This is a genomic window from Paenibacillus sp. UNC496MF, assembly GCF_900113915.1.
In the GTDB taxonomy this organism is placed as follows: Bacteria; Bacillota; Bacilli; order Paenibacillales; family Paenibacillaceae; genus Paenibacillus_Z; species Paenibacillus_Z artemisiicola.
This window is the reverse complement of record NZ_FORE01000005.1, coordinates 486355-510827: the sequence shown is the minus strand read 5'-3', so window position 1 is coordinate 510827 and position 24473 is coordinate 486355. Positions and strand designations below refer to the sequence as shown.

Sequence of the window (24473 nt, the reverse complement as noted above, 5' to 3'; positions counted from 1 at the left end):
TTCTGGCGGATTTATGCTATAATATGATTTGCTATGCGCAGGCACGGAGAGGTTGAACGCCGTCCGGCGACCGCGAACGAAGCGCTTACATACAAACGATCACGAAGCGTCCCGCAGCGAGGATGCAAAAACTTTTAGGAGTGAAACGATGTTTAAACTGAGCGAGATTAAAGAACTGATCAAGCTGATCGACGGGACCTCGGTCCATGAACTCGAAATCGAAAACGACGGCGCGCGTCTCATGATCCGCAAACCCGGCAAACCCGAAGTGGTGAACATCCAGCAAGGCGCGCCTCTCGTTCCTACATATACGCAGGTTTCCCAGCCCATCGTCGAAGTGCAGCAAGCCGCGCCGCAGAACGCCTCGCCGGCGCAAGGCGCCGCGAACAGCGGGTACCATCAGATCGTATCGCCGATGGTCGGCACCTTCTACCGCGCGTCCTCGCCGGACAAGCCGCCGTACGTCAACGTGGGCGATCGCATCAACGATAAATCCATCGTCTGCATTCTCGAAGCGATGAAGCTGATGAACGAGCTCGAGGCGGAAGTGCGCGGCGAAATCGTCGAGATTCTCGTCGAGAACGGACAACTTGTCGAGTACGGACAGCCGTTGTTCCTTGTCAAACCGGAATAAGCCGTTCCCGCGCCGGGACGACGCCGGAAACATCGGACACGAGAGGAGCTTTTACCCGTGAAATTCAACAAAATCCTGATCGCGAACCGCGGCGAAATCGCCGTTCGCATCATCCGCGCCTGCCGCGAGCTCGGCATTGAAACCGTTGCCGTGTACTCCGAGGCCGACCGCGAATCGCTTCACGTCCGCCTGGCGGACGAGGCGTACTGCATCGGCCCCGTCGCGTCCAAGGACAGCTACTTGAACCTGACCAACATCATGAGCGTGGCGACGCTGACCAATTGCGACGCCATTCATCCCGGCTACGGCTTCTTGGCGGAAAACGCCGACTTCGCGGAAATTTGCGAATCGTGCGGCGTGACCTTCATCGGACCGTCCCCGACGGCCATCAGCAAAATGGGCGACAAATCCGTCGCCAAATCGACCATGAAGCAAGCGGACGTGCCGATCATTCCGGGTTCGGACGGCTTGGTCGAGGATATGGACGACGCGGTGCGCGTAGCCCGCGAAATCGGCTATCCCGTCATCATCAAGGCGACGGCGGGCGGCGGGGGCAAAGGCATCCGCATCGCCGAGGACGAGGAATCGCTCGTATCGCAAATCGCGACGGCGCAGCAGGAAGCCCAAAAGGCGTTCGGCAACGCCGGCGTCTACCTCGAGAAATATTTGACGGGCATGAAGCACGTCGAAATTCAAATCATGGCCGACAAGCACGGCAACGCCGTCCACCTGTTCGAGCGCGACTGCTCGATCCAGCGCCGCCGCCAGAAGCTCGTGGAAGAAGCGCCTTGCCCGGTGCTCAGCCCGGCGCTTCGCGAGCGAATGGGGCAAGCGGCGGTCCGCGCCGCGCAGGCGGTCAACTACGCAGGCGCCGGAACGCTCGAGTTCCTGCTCGGACCGGACGGCAACTTCTACTTCATGGAGATGAACACGCGGATCCAGGTCGAGCATCCCGTCACCGAAATGATCACGAACGTCGATCTGATCAAAGAAATGATCTCCGTGGCCGAGGGCAATCCGCTCTCCTTCGCGCAAGAAGACTTGAAGATCAACGGCTGGGCGATCGAGTGCCGGATCAACGCGGAGGATTCCGAGCGGAACTTCATGCCTTCGCCGGGCCAGATCCAGTTTTACCTGGCGCCGGGCGGGCCGGGCGTCCGCGTGGACAGCGGCGCGTACCCGGGCTATACGATCTCGCCGCACTATGATTCTATGATCGCCAAGCTGATCGTATGGGGACCGACCCGCGAGGAAGCCATCGCGCGGATGAAGCGCGCGCTCTCGGAATTCGCGGTCGACGGCATCCGGACCACCATTCCGTTTCATCTGAAGCTGCTGAACCATCCGATGTTCCTGAAGGGCAATTTCGATATCAAATTCCTCGAGGAACACGACGTCGACAACCCCGAAGAATTCGCGCTGGAATAGGCCGTGAAACAAGTTCCGCGGCGTTTGTCATATTTCCGCCAGAATGCTATAGTATAGGAATAAGAAGCGGATAAGCTATCGGCTGGCGGCTGAGGCGCGCAACTTAACGGGAGGTGTAGGATAACCATGAGTACGCTGGCAGCGGACTATGAAAGAACGGACATGGGGACTATTCAAATCGCACCCGAAGTCATCGAAATCATTGCGGGTCTCGCGACGATCGAGGTACAAGGCGTCGCGGGCATGAGCGGCGGATTCGCCGGCGGCATCGCCGAGCTTCTGGGCCGCAAGAACCTGTCCAAGGGCGTGAAGGTCGAAGTCGGGCAGCGCGAGGCGGCGGTCGACGTGTCCATTATCGTGGAGTACGGCAACCGGATTCCGGAAATCGCTTCGGACATTCAACGCAACGTCAAGCGCTCGATCGAAACGATGACCGGACTACAGGTCGTCGAAGTCAACGTCCATATTCATGACGTTCATTTCAAAATCGCGGAGAAGACCGTCGAGGCGGAAGACCCGCAGCTTCGGCTTAAATAATTCTCTCGTAGAAACGAATGACTCATACCCCCTAGTGGTTGGGCTTGCCGCTCGGCGCTAGGGGGTTTTATCTACGAATGGGAGCATCTGTCCGAATCTTCGGGCGCTGCTTGCATTCGATGGGAAGAACCGCCCAAGGAGGCTTCTGACGTTGATAAGAGTGTTGGACAAGCTGCTGTTGTTTCTCTACAGTATCGCCATCGGAGCCGTCGCGGCCGTCGCGTTCAGCGCGGGAGTATACTGGTTTCCCGAAGCGTGGCTGAGCAATCTCGTACATAATTTATACGGCGGCGGCATGCGCTGGCTGCAGGTGACGGTCGTCACGGCGGCGGCGGTCGTCTTCCTCATCAGCCTGAGGTTCTTCTATATTTCGCTTCGGCCGAGCAACGCGTCCGCCCCGTCCATCGACCAGCGGACGGAGTTCGGCGACATCCGCATCTCGCTCGACACGGTCGAGAACTTGGCGCTCAAGGCGGCGGCGCGCCAGCGCGGGGTGAAGGACCTGAAGGCGCGGATCCGCATCGGCGAAGCCGGCATCGAAGTATCGCTGCGCGCCATCGCGGACGGCGAGAGCTCCATTCCGACGCTGACGGAAGACATCCAGCGCGCGGTTAAATCCCATGTCGAGGAAATCACGGGGATTCCCGTCGCGAACGTGTCCGTCTTCGTGGCGAACATCATCCAAACCGCGAACTTTAAAAGCCGGGTCGAATAGGGGTGATGCCGATGTGGAAGGAAATTTGGACAACCTATGGCGGACGGATCGCCGGCGTGTCCGTCGGCGTCGTTCTCGGACTTCTTTATTTTATCGTCGGATTTTGGGACATGCTGTTTTTCGGCCTGCTGCTGTGGGCCGGGTATGCCATCGGCAAGATGAGGGACGAACAGCGGGGGCCGATCATTCCGTGGCAGCAGCTCGTGGAATGGCTGACGGAGCGCTGGCGGCCGTTCAAATAACGCTATGGTCTCCTCCGTACCCCGGACAACGCGGCAGCCGTTCGGGGCAGGGAGGAGATCATAATTTGAAGTCCGATCGGCCGCTCGCGCGCGAGGGGTTGCGTTCGGATTTCGCTTCAGCGCGACGGCGCGCCGCCCGGCACGGACGGCGAACGGTCGCGCCTTGACGAATTTTTAAGGAGTGGTCAGAGAACACATGAAACGAAGGTTAGCACGGGAAATCGTGGTACAAAGCCTGTACCAAATGGAAATGAACGAAGAGGCGACGGCGTCGTCCGCCGTGGACATGCTGGTGGACGAGGTCCATGCCGAGAACGAGATCGAAGCGGACGCGGCGGACGTCGGCAAAGTCGACGAGTATATCCGCAGCCTGCTTCACGGCGTCGTGGAGCATAAAGCGGCGATCGACGACATGCTGCAGCATTACTTGACGGGCTGGCAGGTCGACCGTCTGTCGCGCGTGGACCGGCAGATTTTGCGCCTCGCCTGCTACGAGCTGGTCTTCCGGGACGACGCGCCGCCGAAGGCGATCATCAACGAAGCGATCGAGCTGGCGAAGCATTTCGGCACGGACGAATCCGGCAAGTTCGTCAACGGGGTGCTCGGGCGCTTGCTGCAGGCGCTGGACGAACTCAAGCCGAAGGCATAACGGCGCCGTTCGCATCATGGAGAGATGAGCTAGATGAGCCCCTTGCGCCGACCCGGCGTAAGGGGTTTCCGATACTACTGCCCTTCGGGGCGCGACCATAGGAGTGATCGAAGTGACAGCACAACGAATCGAAGGCAAAGCCATTTCCGACGCCATCCGGATCGAAATCGCCGAGGAGACGGCGAAGCTGGCGGCGAGAGGCATCGTTCCGGGCCTGGCCGTCGTTCTCGTCGGCGAAGACCCGGCGTCGCAAGTGTACGTCGGCAACAAAGAGAAAGCCTGCCGGCAGCTCGGCTTCTACTCCGAAGTGCACCGGCTCCCGGCCGAGACGACGCAAGAAACGCTGCTCGATCTTATCGACAAGCTGAACCGGCAGAGCACGATCAACGGCATTCTCGTGCAGCTTCCGCTGCCGAAGCATATCGAGGAGAAGGCGGTCATCGACGCGATCAGCGCGGAGAAGGACGTGGACGGTTTCCATCCGGTCAGCGTCGGCAATCTCGTCATCGGCGACGACAGCCTGCTTCCGTGCACGCCCGCCGGCGTCATCGAGCTGATCAAGCGGACGGGCGTCGGCATCGCCGGCAAGCACGCCGTCGTGATCGGCCGCAGCAACATCGTGGGCAAGCCGGTCGCCATGCTGCTGCTCCGCGAACACGCCACCGTGACGATTTGCCATTCCCGGACGGCCAACATGGCGGACATCGCCAAGACGGCGGACATTCTGGTCGTCGCCATCGGCAAGCCGAACGCCATCGGCCGCGACTTCGTCAAGCCGGGCGCCGTCGTGATCGACGTCGGCATCAACCGTCTCGAGACCGGCAAGCTGGTCGGCGACGTGGATTACGCGAACGTCCTGGACACCGCCGGTTACATTACGCCGGTTCCGGGCGGCGTCGGCCCGATGACGATTACGATGCTGATGCAAAACACGCTGAAAGCCGCGAAGCGGCAGCAAGCGGCGAAGGGGTGAATCTCGGACGATGGCTGACCGAACGCGCGTCTTTTCGATTAAAGAAATCAACCGCTACATCGGGATGAAGCTGGAATCGGACGATCTTCTGAGCGATGTCTGGCTGCGCGGCGAAATTTCCAATTTCACGCACCACTCCAGCGGGCATATGTATTTCACGCTGAAAGACAAGGACAGCCGGCTGAAATGCATCATGTTCGCTTCCCATAACCAGCGCCTCGCCTTCATGCCGAAGGAAGGCGCCAAGGTGCTGGCCAGAGGCAACGTAGCCGTCTACGAACGGGACGGCAACTACCAATTCTATTGCACGACGATGCAGCCCGACGGAATCGGCAGCTTGTACATGGCGTACGAGCAGCTGAAGCGCAAGCTTCAGGACGAAGGGCTGTTCGATCCGGCGCGGAAGCGCCCGATTCCGAAATTCCCGAAGGCGATCGGCGTCATCACTTCCGCGACCGGCGCCGCCGTACGGGACATTCTCATCACGCTGCAGCGCCGCCACCCTTCCGTGCCGGTGCTGCTTTTTCCCGTTTCCGTGCAGGGGAAAGGGGCGGCGCCTTCGATCGTCCGGGCGATCGAAACGATGAACCGATTGGCGGAGGTCGACGTATTAATAATTGGCCGCGGCGGCGGATCGCTCGAGGAGCTGTGGGCGTTCAACGAAGAGGCCGTCGCCCGGAGCATCGCCGCATCGCTGATTCCGGTCATTTCGGCGGTCGGCCACGAGACGGATTTCACCATCGCCGATTTCGTCGCCGACCTGCGGGCCGCCACGCCGACCGCCGCGGCGGAGCTTGCGGTGACGAGCGTGCACGAGCTGAAGGCGCAGCTCGCCCGGACCGAATCGCGTCTCGCGCACATGCTGCGCCAGACGCTTCAAAGCCGGAAGGAACGGCTGTCGCGCGCCCGCCGGTCGCCGGTCTTCGTCAATCCGCGCCGGTACGTGCTGCAGCAATCGCAGCGGCTCGACGTGCTGCGGGAGCGGCTGCGGCATCGCGCGATCCGGCTGTCGGAACGGAATCGCGAACGGTTCGCGCGCTTGCAGGCGGCGCTGAACCGTTCGCATCCCGGAAGCAGGGCGGCGACCGCGGCGAAGCAGCTCCGGCAGGCGACGGCGCGGCTGGAAGCGGGCATGGCCGGCGAGCTGAAGGCGAAGCGGCTGCAGCTCGTCGCTTCGATGCGGCAGCTGGATGCGCTCAGCCCGCTTAAAGTCATGGCGCGCGGGTATAGTTTAGTATATGACGAGCAGGGGAAGAAACTGGTCAAGTCGGTCGCCGACGTCCAGCTTGGCGATCTGCTCAAGGTGAACGTGACGGACGGCCAGCTGGAATGCCAGGTATGGGGAATGAAAGGGGAGGCGTAAGCGATGGCAGCGAAAGAAAAAGACGCGGTACAGGGCGAACTCAGCTTCGAAGCGGCCATGGAGCGCCTCGAGGACATCGTCGGCAAGCTGGAGAACGGCGACGTGCCGCTCGAAACGGCGATCGAGCTGTTCCAGGAGGGCATGAAGCTGTCGCAGCTTTGCGGCTCCAAGCTGGAGCAGGTCGAGCGGAAGATCGAGACGCTGATCGAATCCGAGAACGGCCTGCAGCGAAAACCGTTTGCGCCCGCGAACGAAGACAGAGGGGACGATAGGTGAAAACTTCACTTTCGCTGAACGACTACTTGAACCGGTCCGTTCTGGAAATCGAAGAGGCGCTGCGCGCCTCCATTCCGGAAGAATGGGATATTCCGCCCAAGCTGCGCGAGGCGATGCTGTATTCCTTGGAAGCCGGCGGCAAGCGGCTGCGGCCGATTCTCGTGCTGAGCGCGGCGGAAGCCGTCGGACGCGCGGAGCACGCGCGCAAGCTCGCGATGCCGGTCGCTTGCGCCGTCGAGATGGTCCACACGTATTCGCTGATTCACGACGACCTGCCCGCGATGGACGACGACGATTTCCGCCGGGGCAAGCCGACGAATCATAAGATTTACGGCGAAGCGATGGCCATCTTGGCCGGCGACGGGCTGCTGACGCACGCCTTCTTCGCGGTTACGCGGGCCGTCTCGCTGGGCGCGCCGCCGGAAGCCGTGCTGGCGATCGTCTCCGACCTGGCCAGACTGGCCGGCGCGCCGGGCATGGTCGGCGGCCAAGCCGCGGATATGCAGGGGGAGCAGGGCGTCACGTCGCTGGAGGAGCTCGAATACATCCACCTGCACAAGACGAGCGATCTGCTCGTGTTTTCGGTGCTGGCCGGCGCCCGCATCGGCGGTGCGTCGTCCGAGCAGCTTGAAGCGCTGCAGCGCTTCGCGCGCAGGCTGGGGCTGGCCTTCCAAATCCAGGACGACATCCTGGATCTGGTCGGCGACGCGGCGAAGCTGGGCAAACCGGTGCAAAGCGACGTCGAGGAGCGGAAAGTGACGTATCCCTACTTGATCGGCATGGAAGAGAGCGAGAAGCTCGTCGTGCGGCTCACGCAGGAGGCGAAGCAGGCGTTGGCCGAGGCGAAGCTCGAAACGCCGGATACGCTGCTCGCGATCGCCGATTATTTGATGAGCCGAGACCACTAAGAACCCGGACGCGTGTGTTTCTGCCACGAATTATGATATAATTTAGCCACGTTTGACGAATGTCGGTTAACGAGGGCTGTAAGGCCGGGAAAGCGAGGAAACATCGTGTTGCTTGAACATATCAACGAGCCCAAAGATTTGAAGTCCTTGTCGATCGCGCAGCTGGAGCAGCTTGCGGACGAGATCCGCACCTTCCTCATCGAGAAGCTGTCGGCGACGGGCGGACATTTGGCTCCCAACCTGGGGGTCGTCGAGCTTACCTTGGCGCTGCACTATTTGTTCGACAGCCCGAAGGATAAGTTCATTTTCGACGTCGGGCACCAATCGTACGTCCATAAAATACTTACTGGCCGCAGGGACCAGTTCGATACATTGCGCAAATATAAAGGGCTGTGCGGCTTCATTAAGCGCGCGGAAAGCCCGCACGACGTCTGGGAAGCGGGGCACAGCAGCACGTCGCTCTCCGCGGCGATGGGCATGGCGCTCGCCCGCGACCTCAAGGGCGAGAAGAACAAAGTCGTCGCGATCATCGGCGACGGCGCGCTGACGGGCGGCATGGCGCTGGAGGCGCTGAACCACATCGGCCACGAGAAGAAGAACCTCATGGTCATCCTGAACGACAACGAGATGTCGATCGCGCCGAACGTCGGCGCGCTGCACCATTATCTCGGCAAAATCCGGACGGACCGCCATTACCAGAAGGCGAAGGAGGAGCTGAACCAGTTCCTGAACAAAATTCCCGCGATCGGCGGCAGGCTGGCCAAAACCGCGGAGCGGCTCAAGGACAGTCTCAAATATTTGCTCGTGAGCGGCATTTTGTTCGAACAATTCGGCTTTACGTATTTCGGCCCGGTCGACGGCCATGACCTGAGCCAGTTGACCGAGCTGATCGAGCAGGCGAGCCATGTGCAAGGACCTGTGCTCATCCATGTCATTACGATCAAAGGCAAAGGCTACTCGCCGGCGGAAGCGGACTCCTTTAAGTGGCACGGCGTATCGAGTCCCTATAAAATCGAATCCGGTCAAATGCTCAAAGCCGTCGGTCCGCCGATGTATACCGAGGTGTTCAGCGACGCGCTGATGGAGCTGGCCGAGAAGGACGAACGGATCGTGGCGATCACGCCGGCCATGCCGGGCGGTTCCGGCCTGCTGAAATTCGCCGAGCGGTTCCCGAACCGTATGATCGACGTCGGCATCGCCGAACAGCATGCGGCGACGATGTGCGCGGCGCTCGCGATGGAAGGACTGAAGCCGGTATACGCCGTCTACTCGACGTTCCTGCAGCGCGCGTACGACCAGGTCGTGCATGACATTTGCCGCCAGAACACGAACGTCGTGTTTGCCATCGACCGGGCCGGCTTCGTCGGAGGGGACGGCGAGACGCACCAAGGCGTTTACGATATGGCTTTCCTACGCCACATTCCGAACATCGTGCTCATGATGCCGAAGGACGAGAACGAGCTGCGCCGGATGATGAAGACCGCGATCGACTACGAGGACGGACCGATCGCCGTCCGGTATCCGCGGATCAACGGGCTCGGCGTGGCCATCGACGATGAGATGACGCCGATTCCGATCGGCACGTGGGAGGTGCTGCGCGAAGGCGAGTCCGCGATCATCGCCGCCATCGGTCCGATGATTCCGGTCGCCGAGGAAGCGGCGGAGCTGCTGAAGCGCGAAGGATTGAGCGTTCGCGTCGTCAACGCCCGTTTCGTAAAGCCGCTCGACGAAGCCATGCTGCAGCGGATCGCGGACGAAGGGCTGCCGATGCTCGTGCTGGAAGAAGGCGCGGAGCTGGGCGGTCTCGGCAGCGCCGTGCTGGAGTTTTACTCGCTGCGCCGCCGCGACGACGCGCATGTCCGAATTATGGGCGTGCCGGATATTTTCGTCGAGCACGGTTCCGTGAAGGAGCAGCGCCAGGAAGTCGGATTGACCGCCGAGCATGTCGCGGCGGAGCTGAACACCCTGCTTCCGCGGGTGCGCAAGCGCGTGACCGGACAGGTATAGAACACAGGAGATTTGTAACCGATGACGATTGCAAAAGAACGAATCGACGTGCTGCTCGTCGAGCAAGGCTATTACGACAGCCGCGTCAAGGCCAAGGCGGCGCTCATGGCGGGCCTCGTCCTCGTGGACGGAGAGCGCATCGAGAAAAGCGGCATGAAGGTGCCGCGGACCGCTTCCATCGTGGTCAAGGGAGCGCTGCATCCTTACGTCAGCCGCGGCGGCCTGAAGCTGGAGAAGGCGATCAAAGAGTTCGGGCTGCGGCTCGAAGGGGCGGTCATGCTGGACATCGGCGCGTCGACGGGCGGATTCACGGATTGCGCGCTGCAGAACGGCGCGGCGTACGTCTACGCCCTCGACGTCGGCTATAATCAGCTGGACTGGTCGCTGCGGCAGGACGAACGCGTAAACGTCATGGAACGGACCAATTTCCGGTACACGGTTCCCGAGGATCTCAAGGGACCGCGTCCGACGTTCGCGACCATCGACGTCTCCTTCATATCGCTGAAATTGATTTTGCCGACGCTCGGCACGCTGCTGGGGCAAGGAGCGGGCGTCGTCGCCCTCATCAAGCCGCAGTTCGAAGCCGGGCGCGAGAAAGTCGGCAAGTCGGGCGTCGTGCGCGAGCCGTCCACGCACCGCGAGGTGTTGCGGCAGGTGCTCGGATTTGCCGCGGAGGGCGGCTACGAACTGAAACGGCTGACGTTCTCGCCGATTACGGGCGGCGAAGGCAATATCGAATTTTTGGCGTATTGGCAGTGGGAGCCGGGCGGTCCCGCCGCGGTTCCGGACGAAGCGGCGATCGCGGCGCTCGTCGAGGAAGCCGCGTCCGCGTTCGCTTAGAAGAAGTCTTTCGTGAGGCATAGGCCGCATGAAAGGCTTTTTTTGCTAATTTCCCCGATTTCGCTTCTCCCCCTTTGCAGGCGGCCCATTATTTGATAAGATAAGATTAAAAGCAAACAGATGTTCGGGACTCATATGTTCCCATTGACAGGAGTTCGGCCGCGGACCGCGAAATGGTAACAGGGCAATCATTTCGATCGCGGGAGGTCGTACATGGGAGACTACGGGGATTGGTTGGTCATGATCGTCGCCGGCGCGCTGCTGGTGTACTGGCTGTATCGGCTGTTCTACCGCTGGCTGCACGAACCGCCGGGCTTGAACACGAAGCTGCTCTTGAGCGAGGCGGAGGACGTCATGGAAGACGACGTGAACGTGCAGCTCCTGGAGAAGGCCGGCTACGAGGTGACGCACGGTAAGTACCGGGTTCCGCTCACGATCGATTTGGACGGAACGACGCTGCATAGCCGGTTGTTTATCGACTTGATTGCCGAGAAAGACGGCAAATATTATATCGTGAAGACGGCGCGCGAGCGCATGCCCATCGATTGGACGGGCAGCGGCGTCCGGGACCGCCTGCTCGTGTACGCGCTGCTGATGCCGAGATGCGAAGGGGTTCTGTTCGTGGATCACAAAGAATCCGTCATCCGGACCATTACGTTCAAGTTCGGATCTTAATTAATTCAGAGGAGGATGTACATGAAGAGCGTTCGGCAAATGAAAATACGCGAGCTCATCACGAGCCAAATCATCGAAACGCAGGACGATCTGGTCGACTCGCTGCGCAACGCGGGTCTTCAAGTGACGCAGGCGACGGTGTCGCGGGATATTAAAGAGATGCAGCTGGTCAAGGTGCCCATCGATGACGGCCGTTACAAGTATTCCATTCCGCAGGAGACGCGCACGCATTCCATCTCGAAGCTGAAGCGCACGCTGTCCGATCATTTCCTGCATATCGATTTTACGGACAACCTGGTCGTCATGAAATGTTTGCCGGGCACGGCCAACGCGATCTGCGCCATGATCGACAACATGGAATGGGTGGAAGTCATGGGGACGATTTGCGGCGACGACACGATTCTGATCATCTGCCGCAATAGGGAGCTAAGCGCCGAGATCGTGGACCGCTTGCTCGGATTGATGAATTAAGGCACCGACCGATCAACGATTACCGTTAACACGCTAAGGAGGAGAGCGACGATGCTTCGCGAGCTGTCTATTCGGAATTTGGCTGTCATCGAGCAGGTATCTGTAAAGTTTCATGACGGGTTTCATGTACTGACGGGGGAAACGGGAGCGGGCAAATCGATTCTGATCGACGCGCTCAGTCTGGTCGTCGGCGGCAGAGGCGCATCCGACATGGTCCGTTACGGCTGCGACAAAGCCGAAATCGAAGCCATGTTCGAGCTTCCGGCCGGACACCCGGTCTGGACGACCTTGACGACGTTCGGGCTGCGGGCTTCGCACGAGGACGGGCTTGTCGTGCGCCGGGAGCTTTCCTCCCAAGGCAAGAGCATTAGCCGCGTCAACGGACATATCGTGACGCTGTCCATGCTGCGCGAGGTCGGCGAATGCCTCGTAAACATCCATGGCCAGCACGAACATCAGTCGCTTCTCCGGACCGAGAAGCATCTGGATTGGCTGGATTCATATGCCGGCGACGCGGTGCTGGGCACGCTGGAATCTTATCGCGTGGTTTACAAACAATACGAGAAGGTTCGCGCGGAGCTGAAGAGCCTGGAAGAGACCTCGCGCCAAAACATGCAGATGCTCGACCTGTACCGGTTCCAGATCGAGGAGATTGCGTCGGCACGCTTGAAGCCGGGCGAAGACGAAGACTTGGCCGAGGAGCGCCAGAAGCTCATGTCGTCGGTGAAGCGCCGGGATTCGGCGGCGGAGGCCTACAGTCTGCTGAACGGAAATAAAGGACTCGACGCGGTCAGCAAAGCGGTGAGCAAGGTAACCGACATCCGGGAGTACGACCCGCAGATCCTCGATCCGCTGCTGGAGCAGCTCCAGTCGGCGTTCTACCAGCTTGAGGACGCGGTATTTCAGCTGCGCGATTACCGGGACGGCGTGGAATCGGATCCGGAACGGCTGACGTTCATCGAGGACCGGATCGACCTGATCAACAGCCTGAAACGCAAATATGGCGAAACGATCCCCGATATTCTCGCGTATTTGGGCAACATCCAAGCCGAAACGGATAAAATCGAAAATCGCGACGAGCATTTGGCACGGCTTCAGCAAGAACTCGCCAAGCATTTGACCGACTGCACGGCGCTCGGCGTTCAGCTTTCCGGATTGCGGCGCAAAGCCGCGGACCGGCTCGCGTCGGCGATCGAGAGCGAGCTGCGCCAACTGCAAATGGAGCGGACGACGTTCCGCGTCCAGCTGGAGCAGACGCCGGCCGGCGAAGGGTACAAGCTCCATTCGAACGGCATCGACGAGGCCGCGTTCCTGATCGCGCCGAATCCGGGCGAGCCGCTTAAGCCGATCAGCAAGATCGCGTCCGGCGGCGAGATGTCGCGGATCATGCTTGCGCTGAAGACGATTTTCGCTTCCATCGACGAAGTGCCGGTGCTGATTTTCGACGAAGTCGATACGGGCGTGAGCGGCCGCGCCGCGCAGGCGATCGCGGAGAAGATGGCGCGGCTGTCGAGCCAGTGCCAAGTGTTCTCCATCACGCACCTGCCTCAGGTAGCCTGCATGGCGGAACATCATTACGAAATCCGCAAGTCGATCGTGGCGGAACGAACGTCGACGCGGGTAACCGAGCTCAGCCATTCGAATCGGATCGAGGAGCTGGCGCGCATGCTCGGCGGCGTTGAAGTAACGGAAAAAACGCGCCACCATGCGCAAGAAATGCTTGACCTGGCTTACAAGCAGAAGGGAGCATAAGAGAACCATTCAGGGAATGTTTTTGGCGACATAAAACAATAAGGGCAGGGATACCTTAAAGGTACGCAAATGGCGAACCACCTTTCTCGTCAAGCGATTCAGCAGCAGGGAGCGTGAAGTCATTGAATGCCTACCAGCGGAAGCGGTGGCTTGGTTTACTCCTCGTCATCATCGTCTGCATGCTTGGTCTATCCTCGCCAATCCAACATTTCGCCGCCTTTCCGAATGAAGTTCGCTTATTCTCGGGGCAATTGAAACAGCTGGATTACAGCATGCCCGTACATGCGCAAGTCACATCCGATTCGCAGCTGCTTCGGATCAACGGTTCGAGCGGCCGCTCTACCTCCATTAATTTGAACAAACCGCTCACGATTCAATCGTCCAGCAGCGGGGAAACGACGCTCAAACTGAAATTATTCGGCAAAATTCCATTCAAGACGGTCAAAGTCAACGTCGTTCCGGATCTGAGAGTTGTTCCGGGCGGACAAACCATCGGCGTCAAAGTGAAATCCGCCGGCATCATGGTCGTAGGCCATCATCAAGTCGTCAACGATAAAGGAACGAAGGTTTCTCCCGGCGAAACGGCCAGATTGCAGCTAGGCGATTTGATCGTGCGCATCAACGGCAATTATGTCAATGAAGTTTATAAAGTGGCCAAGCTGGCCGAAGAAGCCGGAGCCGCCAACAAACCGCTTCAACTGACGGTCAAACGCGGCACGAGATTGTTCGAAACGAAGCTTGCTCCGGTCTACGATGCGGAAGACCGCGCCTGGCGGCTCGGCCTGTACATTCGCGATTCGGCGGCCGGCGTAGGCACGCTGACATTCTATGCGCCGGATCAAGGCGTCTACGGAGCGCTTGGGCACGTTATAACCGACATGGACACGCAGACGCCGATCGAGGTCGGCGAAGGACAGATTCTTCAGTCGAACGTGACGTCGATCAATAAGAGCCAAAACGGCGAACCTGGGGAAAAACGGGCGCATTTCATCAAAGAAAGCAAAGTGCTCGGCAATATCGAACGCAACACGTCCTTCGGCATATTCGGCAAGATGAAGGAGCTACCGGCTCACAGCTACAATCAGCAGTCGATACCGGTCGCGTTCGCGGAAGAAGTGAAGGAAGGCCCCGCGCAGCTGCTTACCGTCGTGAACGGGCAGAAGGTCGAGCGCTTCAATGTCGAGGTCGTGCACGTGACCCGGCAGCAATCGCCCGCCACGAAGGGAATGGTCATTAAAATTACGGATCGCCGCCTGCTGCAGCAAACCGGAGGCATCGTGCAAGGGATGTCGGGGAGTCCCATTATTCAGGACGGCAAACTGATCGGTGCGGTGACCCATGTTTTCGTCAATGATCCGACCTCGGGGTACGGCTGCTTCATCGAATGGATGCTCCAGGATGCAGGGGTATTGCTCAAGACGACGAACTTAAATCTTAAGGCGGCTTAAGCCACCTTAAGATTTTTTGCTTCATGCGGCCATGTGTTTGTGAACGGAGACATTCGTGGATTTACAATTGATGTACAGTGGATCTACAGCTAACGTTAGATAAAGTGATGTACATATGACAAGCCGAACGATCGATTTGTCGAAAAAATTCGAACCATGATGCATCATGTAATAAATTATTCATTATAAATCACATCGAATAAAAAATAAAGAAAAAGATTATTCGACAGAAGGAATTTTATGTACCATGTCGAAAATGTTTACAAGCAGGAAAGACGTAATGATACTGCGTCTCAACCATTACATTGAGGATTTAAGTCTAAGGAGGACTATACCTTGCAAAGAATTGAAGTTTTGTTGGCTGATGACAACCGTGAATTTACGACTCTGCTTTCCGAGTATATTTCTGAACAAAACGATATGGTTGTTACGGGTGTCGCGTACAATGGCGAGGAAGTTCTGCGCATTTTGGAAGAAACGCGTCCTGACGTATTGATCCTGGATATCATCATGCCGCATCTTGACGGACTCGGCGTGCTGGAACGCCTGCGCGAAATGAACCTGCCTCAGATGCCCAAGATCATCATGCTCACCGCGTTCGGCCAAGAAAACATTACGCAAAAAGCCGTACAGCTCGGCGCTTCGTATTATATTTTGAAACCGTTCGATATGGAAATTTTGGCGAACCGCATCCGCCAGCTGGTCGGCAATCCGACGGTTATTTCTTCGTCGTACACCACGACTTCTTCCGCGTCCGCTCCGAAGTCGAACGTCGTCCCAATCGCCAAAGGCAAAAACCTGGACGCCAATATTACGAGCATCATTCACGAAATCGGCGTGCCCGCTCACATCAAAGGGTATCAATATTTACGCGAAGCGATTACAATGGTGTACAATAATATCGAAATTTTAGGCGCCATTACGAAGACGCTTTATCCCGCGATCGCCGAGAAGTTCAAAACGACGCCTTCCCGCGTCGAACGCGCCATCCGCCATGCGATCGAAGTCGCGTGGACGCGCGGAAACATCGACAGCATCAGCCACTTGTTCGGCTACACGATCAACATCAGCAAGTCGAAACCGACGAACAGCGAGTTCATCGCCATGGTCGCCGACAAGCTGCGCATCGAGCACAAAGTATCTTAGGACAACACGCAACGGATAACTTCTTGCGAACGATTCATTCGATTGGATGGAGCGCCGCTCCCGCGAGGCCACTCGCGGGCAGTGGCGTTTCGCGTTGTTCAAGCAAATAGGAGGATTGTTTTCTTTTGGCATCATTGACATCTACTTCCGCTCCTTCATGGAAACGACTACCCATCTTATTGTCCGTCACGCTCATCGCGGGCTTCAATCAGGGGCTGCTGCTCCCCTTGCTGGCCATTCTGCTCGATCAGCAGGGCGTCTCGTCGGATATGAACGGGCTCAATTCCATGGCGCTGTACATCGGAACGTTCGGCATGATGTTCTTCATCGAAAAGCCGATTCGCCGGTTCGGCTATAAGGCCGGCATCCTCGCGGGCATCGCGCTCGCGGGAGCGGCTACGCTGCTGTTTCCGGTCTTCTCCGGCACGTTATGGGTCTGGTTCATCTTGCGGATCGCCGTCGGCATCGGCGACAGCGCGCTCCATTACTGTACGCAGCTCTGGATCGTCAGCAGCGCTTCGCCGCAGCGCCGCGGGCGGGTCATTTCGCTCTATGGCATGGCTTACGGGATCGGCTTCAGCCTTGGTCCGATCGGCATCAATCTGGCGAACGCGGGCAGCTGGATGCCGTTCGTTCTGAATGCCGTGTTGTTCGTGCTCGTCGCCGCCTTCGTGCTGACGCTTGGCGGTGAATACCCGGAAACGGCGAAAGCGTCCGCCGAGAGCGGCAACCGCTTTTGGCTCATTTACCGTCTCGCGTGGTTCGCCCTGCTGCCGGCGATTCTCTATGGCTTGCTGGAATCGACGATGAACAGCAACTTCCCGCTCTACGGACTTCGGATCGGGCTGAGCAAAGAAGCGATATCGATGCTGCTGCCCGCCCTCGGCATCGGCAGCTTGGTGGTCATGTTCCCGCTAGGCATGCTGAGCGACCGGATCGGGCGCAAACGCGTGCTGATGGGCTGCGCGTTATCGGCGGGCCTGCTCTTCTTCGCGGTGCCGCTTGCCGGCGGCCAGGTGCCGCTGTTGTTCGTCCTGCTGTCGCTCATCGGCGGCTTGGTCGGCTCGTTCTTCTCGCTCGGTCTGGCGTATGCGGGCGATTTGCTGCCGCGGCACGTATTGCCGTCGGCCAACGTCATCGCGTCGATCCATTTCAGCATCGGCAGCTTGCTCGGTCCGAGCATCGGGGGAGCCAGCATACAATACGTATCGACCCAAAGCGTGTTCCTGCTGCTGGGCGGCGCGTTTACGCTGTTCGCCTTGCTCGGGCCGCTATTCCGGAACGCCGGCGGGGAAGCGGCGGTCAATCCGAATTCGGTTGTATAACGGGCTTCCGGGGCGTATCCTTTTGGCAGGGCCGTTCGTTTACGCAGTGTAAGCAAACCATACGGATAAGGAGGTGCACGCCAAATGACGAAGCTTCAGCCGCCCGCGGCCGTGGAAGAACTGCGGTTCACGCTGTACCGCTACTGTCTGTCGTTGACCCGTTCCGCCTGGGACGCCGAGGATCTCGTGCAGGAAACCTGCCTGCGGGCGCTGCCGGTCATGAACGGATCGGTGGCGCATCCGAATCCGACGGCGTATTTGCTCCGCACCGCGAAAAACATCGCGGTCGACCAATCGAGGCGGAAGAAGCGGGGCGAGCTGGCGCTGGCGGCCATGCAGCGCAGCGAAGCCGCGCTAAGCCGATTCTATAGCGATTCCGCGGAACTGACGGATTTGCTCGGACTGCTGATCGGGCATTTATCGCCGCTGCAGCGGACCGTGTTTCTGCTGAAGGAGCTGTTCGGCTTCAAGAACGGCGAGCTCGCGTCGAAGCTGTCGACGTCGGAGGGCGCGGTGAAGGCGGCGCTTCACCGGGCGCGGAGCGCCGTCGAGAAGCTTAAGCTCGGCGCGCGGTTCCGCGACCCGGACCGGTCGGGCGCGCCGGACGCCGCCGTCGACGAAGGCCTGCTGCAGGCCTACGTAAACGCGGTAAGGCACGGCGATCCTCAGGCGCTCGTCGTTCTCGCGAACGCCGAAGCGCACGTCATCGATCCCGCGGAAGCGGTCAGCCGGCTCGGCCAGCGGTTCGCGTCTTCGGATGCCGGCTCCTCCTCGTCCGTTACGATGCGGTTTGCTGCGTAACCGAACGAGGAGGGAATGCGCATGAACTTGACGCCTTACGTCATCGAAACGACCAACCGGGGAGAGCGGAGCTACGACATTTATTCCCGGCTGCTGAAGGACCGGATCGTCATGGTCAGCGGCGAGATCGAGGATCATATGGCCAACGCCATCGTCGCGCAGCTGCTGTTCCTGGCGGCGGACGACCCGGAAAAGGATATCCAGCTGTATATCAACAGTCCGGGCGGCTCCGTCACCGCGGGCTTCTCGATCTTCGATACGATGCAGTTCATCAAGCCGGACGTCTCGACGATCTGCACCGGCTTCGCCGCCAGCTTCGGCGCGATTCTGCTCGCCGGCGGCGCGAAGGGCAAGCGGTTCGTTCTGCCGAACAGCGAAGTCATGATCCATCAGCCGCTCGGCGGCGCGAGGGGGCAGGCGAGCGACATTCAAATCCACGCCAGCTGGATCTTGAAGACGCGGGCGAAAATCAACGCGCTCCTGTCGCATCATACGGGGCAATCCGTGGAGCAGATCGAACGGGACTCCGACCGCGACCGGTTCATGAGCGCGGAGGAAGCGGTGGCGTACGGCATCGTCGATCGCGTCATCGCGCCGAACGCGGCCGCGTCCTGATCAGACCGGCCAAGCGCTTGAAGTCAGAACCGGAAGCAAGCCATTCCGCGAGCGTGAGCAGAAGCAGCTGCACGAGCAAACACAATGAAAAAGGGCAGGCTCTCCGAAACAAGGAGAGCCTGCCCTTTGCGCTGCCGTCCGGGCACGGCGCGAGAAGCCGCGCCGATCGGACCCGCAGGTTCATTAACCCGAGTAAGTTTACGCTTGCGGCCGCGGCGGACGAGGCCGCCTCTTGCGGAAGCGCGTCGCGACGTAATTGCGCTTGCGATCGCGGAAGAACGTCCAGCCGCCGATGAAGCCGACGCCGAGCAAAAATAGTGCCAGACCGGCGATAAAGCGCCACCATTCGAACGGATGCGCGACCGAGGCATCGTCGCCAAAGGAAGCGAAGAAATGAAAGATCGCGTCTTTCATGAGCAGAAAACCGTACGTGGCGCCGAGACCCGGAATCACGAGCAGCAGAACCGCGATGAATCGAATGAGTACCTGCTTCATTTCTGTTTGAACCTCCCGTTGCCTTGCGGAAAACGCTTCTACGGTAATCATCATACCTTTTCCGCGCAAGGCTGTCCATTTGGAAAACCCGCCGGAGTTTTCCCGCGGAACGAAAACAGGTACAATAGGAAGTGGATCAGCTTGACCATACGGAGAGGGGAACGACCATGACGATCGCATGCGACATTGCCATCATCGGCGGAGGCATCGCAGGATATACGGCGGCCATCAAAGCCGCGCAGGCGGGGAAGAAAGCCGTCGTTATCGAGAAAGAGAAGCTCGGCGGAACGTGTTTACATAAAGGATGCATTCCAAGCAAAGCGCTGCTGCGGAGCGCGGAGGTATTCGCCACGCTGCGCAAGGCAGACGCGTTCGGCGTCCGGGTAGACGGCGCCGTCACGCTTGATTTCGCCAAGGTGCAGCAGCGCAAGAACGGTACCGTCGAAAATCTGTACAAGGGCTTGCAGTACTTGATGCGCAAGCACGGCATCACCGTCCTTCAAGGGAGCGGGACCGTGATCGGCCCGTCGATCTTCTCGCCGAAGAGCGGGAGCGTGGCGGTGGAGCTGGCGGATGGCGAGATGGAGACGGTCGTGCCGGCCCATCTCATCATCGCGACGGGCTCGCGGCCGCGCCTCTTGAAAGGGCTAGAGCCCGTGGAAGGCCGGATCATGTCGAGCGACGAGGCGCTGGAGATGGACGAGCTGCCGAAGTCGATGCTGATCGTCGGCGGCGGCGTCATCGGCGTGGAATGGGCGTCCATGCTGATCGACTTCGGCATCGAGGTGACGCTGGCGGAATCCGCCGAGCGGCTGCTGCCCGGCGAGGAAGCCGACGCGTCGGCCGAATTGACCAAGCAGCTGCGGCGCCGGGGCGTGCGGATTTTAACCGGCATCCAATTGAAGCCGGAAACGTATACCTTTAGTGACGGCGTAGGTTCCGTTACGGCGGATACGGCCGACGGTCCCGTCATCTTGACCGCGGAACGCTTGCTCGTCTCGGTCGGCCGGCAAGGGAACGTCGAGGGCATCGGCCTGGAAAACACCGACGTCCGCGTCGAGAAGGGCGCGATCAAGGTCAACGCGTTCTTCCAAACGAACGAGCCGCATATCTACGCCGTCGGCGACGTAACGGGAGGGATGCAGCTGGCGCACGCCGCCGCGCACGAAGCGATCGTCGCGGTGGGCCATATTCTCGGCGGCGCCGAACAGGCGCCGCAGCATGCCCGCATCCCGCGGGCGATCTACGCCAAGCCGGAAATCGCTTCGATCGGACTGACGGAGGACGAAGCCGGCAAACAAGGACATGCTATCAAAGTCGGCAAGGTGCCGTTCCAGGCGATCGGAAAGGCGCAAGTGCTCGGCGAGCCGGAAGGCTTCGCCAAAGTGATCGCGGACGCGAAGACGAACGACCTGCTCGGCGTCCACCTCGTCGGTCCGCACGCGACGGACCTGCTGTCGGAAGCGTCGCTCGCGATGCTGCTCGACGCCGCGCCGTGGGAAGTGGCGCAGGTCATTCACCCGCATCCGACGCTCTCGGAGGCGCTGGGCGAAGCGATGCTCGCGGTCGACGGGAAGGCGCTGGCGTTCTGAATCGGGACGCGCCGCGGGAAAGAGGCAAAACGAGGCAGCATTTCCTTTTGTCCCGAAGTCGGTTATAATGGGTATAGGCAAGTCTTAGTACCTGGTTATAATAGCAGCTAAAAGGAGGGCGAACCTCATGACTCAATCGGAATCCGCCGTCAAGCAGCCGAAGCATGCGGCGCTTGGACTCACGGATGAACAAGTGATCGAGATGTATAAGCTGATGCTGACGGGCCGGCGTTACGACGAGCGTTGTCTTCTGCTCCAGCGGGCGGGGAAGATCAAATTCCACGTCTCCGGCATCGGCCAGGAGGCGGCGCAGGTCGGGGCCGCTTTCGCGCTTGACCGCGAGCAGGATTACTTTTTGCCCTATTACCGCGATTACGCGTTCGTTCTTTCGGTCGGCATGACCTTGCGCGAGCTGATGCTCAGCCTCTTCTCCAAAGCGGCCGATCCCAACAGCGGCGGCCGCCAAATGCCCGGCCACTTCGGCTCCAAGCGCCTTCGCATCGTCACGGGGTCGAGCCCGGTCACGACGCAGGTACCGCACGCCGTCGGCTTCGCGCTCGCGGCTAAGATGAAAAAGAAGGAGTTCGTCAGCTTCGTCACGTTCGGCGACGGCTCCAGCAACCAAGGCGACTTCCATGAAGGCGCCAATATGGCGGGCGTGCACAAGCTGCCGGTGATCTTCATGTGCGAGAATAACCAATACGCGATTTCCGTTCCGCTGCACAAGCAGGTCGGCGGCCGGATCGCGGACCGCGCGCTCGGCTACGGCTTTCCGGGCGTCGCCGTCGACGGCAACGATCCGCTCGAGGTATACCGCGTCGTGAAAGAAGCGCGCGAACGCGCGATCCGCGGCGAAGGGCCGACGTTGGTCGAAGCCGTCATGTACCGGCTGTCGCCGCATTCCACGTCCGACGAAGACACGGCCTACCGGACGAAGGAAGAGATCGAGATGCACCGCGACAAGGACGGTCTTCCGAAGTTCAAGCAGTATCTGATCGACTGCGGCGTCCTGGACGAGGAGCGCGACGCCTTGCTGCAGCAGGAAGTGAAGGCGGCCGTCGACGAAGCGACGACCTACGGCGACAAAGCGGCGTTCCCCGAGCCGGAAGACATCCTGTATCACGTCTACGACGGCGACGACGCAGGCAGAGGGGGACGCTGACATGCCGAAAATGGACTATATCGATGCCATTCGTTTGGCCATGAAGGAAGAAATGGAACGCGACGAGGACGTGTTCGTGCTCGGCGAGGACGTCGGGTACAAGGGCGGCGTCTTCACGACGACGAAAGGGCTCCTGGAGCAGTTCGGCGAGGACCGCGTGCTCGATACGCCGCTGGCGGAGTCGGCCATCGCCGGCACTGCCATCGGCGCGGCGATGTACGGCATGAAGCCGATCGCCGAGATGCAGTACTCGGACTTCATGTTCCCGGCCACGAACCAGATCATCAGCGAAGCGGCGAAAATCCGCTACCGTTCCAACAACGACTGGAACTGCCCGCTCGTCATTCGCGCGCCGATCGGCGGCGGCATTTTCGGGGGCCTGTACCATTCCCAGTGCCCGGAATCCGTGTTTTTCGGCACGCCGGGTCTCAAGATCGTGGCGCCTTATACGCCGTACGACGCGAAAGGCCTGCTGAAAGCGGCCGTTCGCGATCCGGATCCCGTCCTTTATTTCGAAAATAAAAAATGCTACAAGCTGGTCAGCGGCGATGTGCCGGAAGGCGATTACACGGTCGAGATCGGCAAAGCGAACGTGCTTCGCGAAGGCGACGACATTACCGTCATCAGCTACAGCATGCCGCTGCATTTCATCATGGAAGCCGCGGCCGAGCTGGAAGCGGAAGGCATCTCGTCGCATGTTCTCGACCTGCGCTCGCTGCAGCCGCTGGATAAGGAAGCGGTCCTCGAAGCCGCGCGCCGTACGGGCAAAGTCCTGATCGTGCACGAGGACAACAAATTCGGCGGCGTCGGCGCCGAAGTATCCGCGATCATCGCGGAAGAGATGCTGTACGAGCTGGACGCGCCCATCATGCGGCTGTGCGGCCCCGACGTGCCGGCGATGCCGATCAACCCGCCGGGCGAGAAGTTTTTCATGCTGAACAAGGACAAAGTGAAGGAAGCCATGAAGCGCCTGGCGGTGTACTAGGGAGCGAAGGCGCCGACATCACGCATACGTTTAGGAGTGGTCGGAATGAAAACAGTGACGGAAATCGTCATGCCGCAGCTCGCCGAATCGCTTGTCACCGCGACCATCGACAAATGGCTGAAGCAGCCGGGCGATACGATCGACATGTACGAGCCGATCTGCGAAATTTTAACGGATAAAGTGAATGCGGAGCTTCCCGCGACCGTGCAGGGCCGGCTGATCAAAATCCTCGTCGGCGACGGCGAAACGGTGCCGGTGGGCACGCCGGTCTGCCTGATCGAGACCGACGAGGAAGGCGCGGGCGACCCGGGCGGCTCGCCGGCAGGCGCCGAGGATGCGCCGTCGGCCGCGCCGGCGGCGAGCATGAGCAGCGGGGACCGCGCCGCGGTCCGCGCGCAGGGCTTGGCCGGCCGCGGCGAGACGGACGGCGACGACGGCATGCGCCACCGGTTCTCGCCGGCGGTCCAGCAGCTGGCCGTCCAGCACAACGTCAATCTGACGTACGTGCAGGGAACGGGACTCGGCGGCCGGATCACGCGCAAGGACGTGCTCGCGTACATCGAGAACGGCCGCGGCGCCAAGCCGTCGGCATCGGCGCCGTCCGCGCCGCAGCCGTCGGCCGCCGTGCCGAACCTGAACTCCAAGGAGCCGGTGCGCTCGACGGGCCTTCACCTGTCGGAGACGCCGCGCATTCCGAAGGTGGAGATCGAAGGGCATCAGCTGCCGGGCCGGAGCGAGTATTTCATCGACGTGACGCCGGTGCGCAACGCCATCGCGCGCAACATGCGCCAGAGCGTGACCGAAATCCCGCACGCGTGGATGATGATGGAGGTCGACGTCACCAACCTCGTCTCCTTGCGCAACAAGCTGAAGGAAGACTTCATGAAGCGCGAAGGCGTCAACCTGACCTATCTGGCGTTCTGGGTCAAGGCCGTCGTCAACGCGATCAAGGATTTCCCGATCATGAACTCCGTCTGGGCCGTCGATAAGATCATCGTCAAGCGCGACATCCACATCGGACTGGCCGTCGGCACGGAGGACGCGGTGAAGGTGCCCGTCATCAAGAACGCGGATCAGAAGAACATCGCCGGGCTGGCCCGCGAAATCGAAGATCTCGCCCGCAAGACACGCGAAGGCAAGCTGACGCTCGCCGACATGGAAGGCGGCACGTTCACGGTCAACAACACGGGCTCCTTCGGGTCCATTCTGTCTTATCCCATCATCAACTATCCGCAGGCCGCGATCGTGACCTTCGAGTCCATCGTCAAGCGGCCCGTGGTCATCAACGATATGATCGCGGTGCGTTCCATGGCGAACCTTTGCTTGTCCTTGGACCATCGGATCTTGGACGGGGTCATCTGCGGACGGTTCCTGCAGCGCGTCAAAGAAAATTTGGAAGGCTTCACGTTGGATACGAAGCTGTATTGAAACGAG

General features: G+C 60.0%; 25 protein-coding genes. 24 read left to right on the top strand and 1 reads right to left on the bottom strand.

Features of this window, described 5'->3' with window-relative positions; genetic code table 11:
• The first annotated feature begins 148 nt into the window (after window positions 1–148).
• The 20 genes from accB to clpP all read left to right on the top strand — a co-directional run bounded on the left by accB (window position 149) and on the right by clpP (window position 18805).
• Window positions 149–634, top strand: coding sequence for an acetyl-CoA carboxylase biotin carboxyl carrier protein (gene accB / locus BMZ79_RS07305; RefSeq protein ID WP_090638086.1), 486 nt, complete (start codon window positions 149–151; stop codon window positions 632–634).
• Window positions 635–691: 57 nt separating this feature from the next.
• Window positions 692–2062, top strand: a complete 1371-nt coding sequence (gene accC, locus BMZ79_RS07300) for an acetyl-CoA carboxylase biotin carboxylase subunit (protein ID WP_090638084.1) — start codon at window positions 692–694, stop codon at window positions 2060–2062.
• A gap of 126 nt (window positions 2063–2188) precedes the next feature.
• Window positions 2189–2599, top strand: a complete 411-nt coding sequence (locus tag BMZ79_RS07295; RefSeq protein ID WP_090638082.1) for an Asp23/Gls24 family envelope stress response protein — start codon at window positions 2189–2191, stop codon at window positions 2597–2599.
• Between the two features lie 151 nt (window positions 2600–2750).
• Window positions 2751–3314, top strand: coding sequence for an alkaline shock response membrane anchor protein AmaP (gene amaP / locus BMZ79_RS07290; protein WP_090638080.1), 564 nt, complete (start codon window positions 2751–2753; stop codon window positions 3312–3314).
• 11 nt (window positions 3315–3325) lie between these two features.
• On the top strand, window positions 3326–3556 hold the full coding sequence (locus tag BMZ79_RS07285; RefSeq protein WP_371263648.1) for a DUF2273 domain-containing protein: 231 nt from the start codon (window positions 3326–3328) through the stop codon (window positions 3554–3556).
• 196 nt (window positions 3557–3752) lie between these two features.
• Window positions 3753–4205: a transcription antitermination factor NusB gene (nusB, locus tag BMZ79_RS07280; RefSeq protein WP_090638075.1), complete on the top strand. Its 453-nt coding sequence runs from the start codon at window positions 3753–3755 to the stop codon at window positions 4203–4205.
• A gap of 112 nt (window positions 4206–4317) precedes the next feature.
• Complete coding sequence (gene folD, locus BMZ79_RS07275; protein WP_090638073.1) at window positions 4318–5178, top strand: bifunctional methylenetetrahydrofolate dehydrogenase/methenyltetrahydrofolate cyclohydrolase FolD; 861 nt, start codon at window positions 4318–4320, stop codon at window positions 5176–5178.
• Between the two features lie 10 nt (window positions 5179–5188).
• Complete coding sequence (gene xseA / locus BMZ79_RS07270) at window positions 5189–6541, top strand: exodeoxyribonuclease VII large subunit (protein ID WP_090638070.1); 1353 nt, start codon at window positions 5189–5191, stop codon at window positions 6539–6541.
• Between the two features lie 3 nt (window positions 6542–6544).
• Window positions 6545–6817, top strand: coding sequence for an exodeoxyribonuclease VII small subunit (gene xseB / locus BMZ79_RS07265; protein WP_090638067.1), 273 nt, complete (start codon window positions 6545–6547; stop codon window positions 6815–6817).
• Window positions 6814–7725, top strand: coding sequence for a polyprenyl synthetase family protein (locus tag BMZ79_RS07260; RefSeq protein WP_371263647.1), 912 nt, complete (start codon window positions 6814–6816; stop codon window positions 7723–7725). The genes xseB and BMZ79_RS07260 overlap by 4 nt, the downstream gene beginning before the upstream one ends.
• A 105-nt stretch (window positions 7726–7830) precedes the next feature.
• The gene (dxs, locus tag BMZ79_RS07255) at window positions 7831–9732 is read left to right on the top strand and encodes a 1-deoxy-D-xylulose-5-phosphate synthase (RefSeq protein WP_090638064.1); all 1902 of its coding nucleotides are present in this window, start codon (window positions 7831–7833) and stop codon (window positions 9730–9732) included.
• Window positions 9733–9753: 21 nt separating this feature from the next.
• Window positions 9754–10572 carry a TlyA family RNA methyltransferase gene (locus BMZ79_RS07250; RefSeq protein WP_090638062.1) on the top strand — a complete coding sequence of 273 codons (819 nt, stop codon included), beginning with the start codon at window positions 9754–9756 and terminating at the stop codon, window positions 10570–10572.
• 213 nt (window positions 10573–10785) lie between these two features.
• Window positions 10786–11247 carry a hypothetical protein gene (locus BMZ79_RS07245; protein ID WP_090638059.1) on the top strand — a complete coding sequence of 154 codons (462 nt, stop codon included), beginning with the start codon at window positions 10786–10788 and terminating at the stop codon, window positions 11245–11247.
• Between the two features lie 21 nt (window positions 11248–11268).
• The gene (gene ahrC / locus BMZ79_RS07240; RefSeq protein WP_090638056.1) at window positions 11269–11718 is read left to right on the top strand and encodes a transcriptional regulator AhrC/ArgR; all 450 of its coding nucleotides are present in this window, start codon (window positions 11269–11271) and stop codon (window positions 11716–11718) included.
• A 51-nt stretch (window positions 11719–11769) separates the two neighbouring features.
• Window positions 11770–13470 carry a DNA repair protein RecN gene (recN, locus tag BMZ79_RS07235; RefSeq protein ID WP_090638053.1) on the top strand — a complete coding sequence of 567 codons (1701 nt, stop codon included), beginning with the start codon at window positions 11770–11772 and terminating at the stop codon, window positions 13468–13470.
• A 122-nt stretch (window positions 13471–13592) separates the two neighbouring features.
• The gene (spoIVB, locus tag BMZ79_RS07230) at window positions 13593–14918 is read left to right on the top strand and encodes a SpoIVB peptidase (RefSeq protein WP_177222058.1); all 1326 of its coding nucleotides are present in this window, start codon (window positions 13593–13595) and stop codon (window positions 14916–14918) included.
• Window positions 14919–15254: 336 nt separating this feature from the next.
• On the top strand, window positions 15255–16064 hold the full coding sequence (spo0A, locus tag BMZ79_RS07225; RefSeq protein WP_090638047.1) for a sporulation transcription factor Spo0A: 810 nt from the start codon (window positions 15255–15257) through the stop codon (window positions 16062–16064).
• Window positions 16065–16243: 179 nt separating this feature from the next.
• A complete protein-coding gene (locus BMZ79_RS07220) occupies window positions 16244–17389 on the top strand; it encodes an MFS transporter (protein ID WP_256252591.1) in 1146 nt (381 codons plus the stop codon).
• A gap of 84 nt (window positions 17390–17473) precedes the next feature.
• A complete protein-coding gene (locus tag BMZ79_RS07215) occupies window positions 17474–18190 on the top strand; it encodes an RNA polymerase sigma factor (RefSeq protein WP_090638043.1) in 717 nt (238 codons plus the stop codon).
• Window positions 18191–18211: 21 nt separating this feature from the next.
• The gene (clpP, locus tag BMZ79_RS07210; RefSeq protein WP_090638041.1) at window positions 18212–18805 is read left to right on the top strand and encodes an ATP-dependent Clp endopeptidase proteolytic subunit ClpP; all 594 of its coding nucleotides are present in this window, start codon (window positions 18212–18214) and stop codon (window positions 18803–18805) included.
• 198 nt (window positions 18806–19003) lie between these two features.
• Here clpP and BMZ79_RS07205 read toward each other — a convergent pair whose 3' ends face one another.
• On the bottom strand, window positions 19004–19300 hold the full coding sequence (locus BMZ79_RS07205; protein WP_090638039.1) for a DUF2627 domain-containing protein: 297 nt from the start codon (window positions 19298–19300) through the stop codon (window positions 19004–19006).
• A gap of 167 nt (window positions 19301–19467) precedes the next feature.
• Between BMZ79_RS07205 and lpdA the strand changes: the two genes are divergently transcribed.
• From lpdA to BMZ79_RS07185, 4 genes are all read left to right on the top strand, one after another.
• Window positions 19468–20892 (top strand): dihydrolipoyl dehydrogenase, encoded by a 1425-nt coding sequence (gene lpdA, locus BMZ79_RS07200; RefSeq protein ID WP_090638036.1) that lies wholly within the window; start codon window positions 19468–19470, stop codon window positions 20890–20892.
• 127 nt (window positions 20893–21019) lie between these two features.
• Window positions 21020–22054, top strand: coding sequence for a thiamine pyrophosphate-dependent dehydrogenase E1 component subunit alpha (locus BMZ79_RS07195; RefSeq protein WP_090638033.1), 1035 nt, complete (start codon window positions 21020–21022; stop codon window positions 22052–22054).
• Between the two features lies 1 nt (window position 22055).
• Window positions 22056–23039, top strand: coding sequence for an alpha-ketoacid dehydrogenase subunit beta (locus BMZ79_RS07190; protein ID WP_090638031.1), 984 nt, complete (start codon window positions 22056–22058; stop codon window positions 23037–23039).
• Window positions 23040–23084: 45 nt separating this feature from the next.
• Window positions 23085–24467, top strand: a complete 1383-nt coding sequence (locus BMZ79_RS07185; protein ID WP_090638028.1) for a dihydrolipoamide acetyltransferase family protein — start codon at window positions 23085–23087, stop codon at window positions 24465–24467.
• Window positions 24468–24473: the final 6 nt, after the last annotated feature.

What these genes read in the sequence shown, in the direction of transcription:
- accB (WP_090638086.1), top strand. Translation starts at nt 149, where the DNA reads ATGTTTAAACTGAGCGAGATTAAAGAACTGATCAAGCTGATCGACGGG.
- BMZ79_RS07295 (WP_090638082.1), top strand. Translation starts at nt 2,189, where the DNA reads ATGAGTACGCTGGCAGCGGACTATGAAAGAACGGACATGGGGACTATT.
- BMZ79_RS07285 (WP_371263648.1), top strand. Translation starts at nt 3,326, where the DNA reads ATGTGGAAGGAAATTTGGACAACCTATGGCGGACGGATCGCCGGCGTG.
- nusB (WP_090638075.1), top strand. Translation starts at nt 3,753, where the DNA reads ATGAAACGAAGGTTAGCACGGGAAATCGTGGTACAAAGCCTGTACCAA.
- xseA (WP_090638070.1), top strand. Translation starts at nt 5,189, where the DNA reads ATGGCTGACCGAACGCGCGTCTTTTCGATTAAAGAAATCAACCGCTAC.
- xseB (WP_090638067.1), top strand. Translation starts at nt 6,545, where the DNA reads ATGGCAGCGAAAGAAAAAGACGCGGTACAGGGCGAACTCAGCTTCGAA.
- BMZ79_RS07250 (WP_090638062.1), top strand. Translation starts at nt 9,754, where the DNA reads ATGACGATTGCAAAAGAACGAATCGACGTGCTGCTCGTCGAGCAAGGC.
- BMZ79_RS07245 (WP_090638059.1), top strand. Translation starts at nt 10,786, where the DNA reads ATGGGAGACTACGGGGATTGGTTGGTCATGATCGTCGCCGGCGCGCTG.
- ahrC (WP_090638056.1), top strand. Translation starts at nt 11,269, where the DNA reads ATGAAGAGCGTTCGGCAAATGAAAATACGCGAGCTCATCACGAGCCAA.
- recN (WP_090638053.1), top strand. Translation starts at nt 11,770, where the DNA reads ATGCTTCGCGAGCTGTCTATTCGGAATTTGGCTGTCATCGAGCAGGTA.
- BMZ79_RS07215 (WP_090638043.1), top strand. Translation starts at nt 17,474, where the DNA reads ATGACGAAGCTTCAGCCGCCCGCGGCCGTGGAAGAACTGCGGTTCACG.
- clpP (WP_090638041.1), top strand. Translation starts at nt 18,212, where the DNA reads ATGAACTTGACGCCTTACGTCATCGAAACGACCAACCGGGGAGAGCGG.
- BMZ79_RS07205 (WP_090638039.1), bottom strand. Translation starts at nt 19,300, where the DNA reads ATGAAGCAGGTACTCATTCGATTCATCGCGGTTCTGCTGCTCGTGATT.
- lpdA (WP_090638036.1), top strand. Translation starts at nt 19,468, where the DNA reads ATGACGATCGCATGCGACATTGCCATCATCGGCGGAGGCATCGCAGGA.
- BMZ79_RS07195 (WP_090638033.1), top strand. Translation starts at nt 21,020, where the DNA reads ATGACTCAATCGGAATCCGCCGTCAAGCAGCCGAAGCATGCGGCGCTT.
- BMZ79_RS07190 (WP_090638031.1), top strand. Translation starts at nt 22,056, where the DNA reads ATGCCGAAAATGGACTATATCGATGCCATTCGTTTGGCCATGAAGGAA.
- BMZ79_RS07185 (WP_090638028.1), top strand. Translation starts at nt 23,085, where the DNA reads ATGAAAACAGTGACGGAAATCGTCATGCCGCAGCTCGCCGAATCGCTT.